Origin of the sequence: Caminicella sporogenes DSM 14501, from assembly GCF_900142285.1 — a bacterium.
GTDB lineage: Bacteria > Bacillota > Clostridia > Peptostreptococcales > Caminicellaceae > Caminicella > Caminicella sporogenes.
In genome coordinates, this window is the sequence record NZ_FRAJ01000002.1 from 1 (window position 1) to 1,443 (window position 1,443).

Below are 1,443 nucleotides of genomic sequence, written 5' to 3' on the forward strand. Positions count from 1 at the left end.
AAGATTAAAGCTTAGCGGCGGACGGGTGAGTAACGCGTGGGCAACCTGCCCTGTGCAGGGGGATAACACATCGAAAGGTGTGCTAATACCCCATAAGACTACGATGTCGCATGGCATAGTAGTAAAAGCTGAGGCGGCACAGGATGGGCCCGCGTCTGATTAGCTAGTTGGTAGGGTAACGGCCTACCAAGGCAACGATCAGTAGCCGACCTGAGAGGGTGAACGGCCACACTGGAACTGAGACACGGTCCAGACTCCTACGGGAGGCAGCAGTGGGGAATATTGCACAATGGGGGAAACCCTGATGCAGCAACGCCGCGTGAGCGAAGAAGGCCTTCGGGTCGTAAAGCTCTGTCCTAAGGGAAGAAAGATGACGGTACCTTAGGAGGAAGCCCCGGCTAACTACGTGCCAGCAGCCGCGGTAAAACGTAGGGGGCGAGCGTTATCCGGAATGACTGGGCGTAAAGGGTGTGTAGGCGGCCGGTAAAGTCTGGGGTGAAAGGCTACGGCTTAACCGTAGTAAGCCTTGGAAACTTATCGGCTTGAGTGCAGGAGAGGAGAGCGGAATTCCTAGTGTAGCGGTGAAATGCGTAGATATTAGGAGGAACACCAGTGGCGAAGGCGGCTCTCTGGACTGCAACTGACGCTGAGGCACGAAAGCGTGGGGAGCGAACAGGATTAGATACCCTGGTAGTCCACGCCGTAAACGATGAGTGCTAGGTGTTGGAGGTTCATACCTTCAGTGCCGCAGTTAACGCATTAAGCACTCCGCCTGGGGAGTACGGTCGCAAGACTGAAACTCAAAGGAATTGACGGGGACCCGCACAAGCAGCGGAGCATGTGGTTTAATTCGAAGCAACGCGAAGAACCTTACCAGGACTTGACATCCCTGTGACAGCTTCTTAATCGAAGCCTTCCCTTCGGGGACACAGGAGACAGGTGGTGCATGGTTGTCGTCAGCTCGTGTCGTGAGATGTTGGGTTAAGTCCCGCAACGAGCGCAACCCTTGTCTTTAGTTGCCAGCACTTAGGGTGGGCACTCTAAAGAGACTGCCGGTGATAAACCGGAGGAAGGTGGGGATGACGTCAAATCATCATGCCCCTTATGTTCTGGGCTACACACGTGCTACAATGGCTGGTACAAAGGGAAGCGAAGGAGTAATCCGGAGCGAATCCCAAAAAGCCAGTCCCAGTTCGGATTGTGGGCTGCAACTCGCCCACATGAAGCCGGAGTTGCTAGTAATCGCGAATCAGAATGTCGCGGTGAATACGTTCCCGGGTCTTGTACACACCGCCCGTCACACCATGGGAGCCCATGGCACCCGAAGTCAGTGAGTCAACCGTAAAGGAGACAGCTGCCGAAGGTGAAATGGGTGACTGGGGTGAAGTCGTAACAAGGTAGCCGTATCGGAAGGTGCGGCTGGATCACCTCCTTTCTAAGGAG

At 54.9% G+C, this 1,443-nt stretch carries 1 rRNA gene; it reads left to right on the plus strand.

The window, feature by feature from the left end:
- Nucleotides 1-1,435 (plus strand): 16S ribosomal RNA (locus BUA90_RS00010); the annotation flags it as partial.
- Nucleotides 1,436-1,443 lie beyond the last annotated feature (8 nt).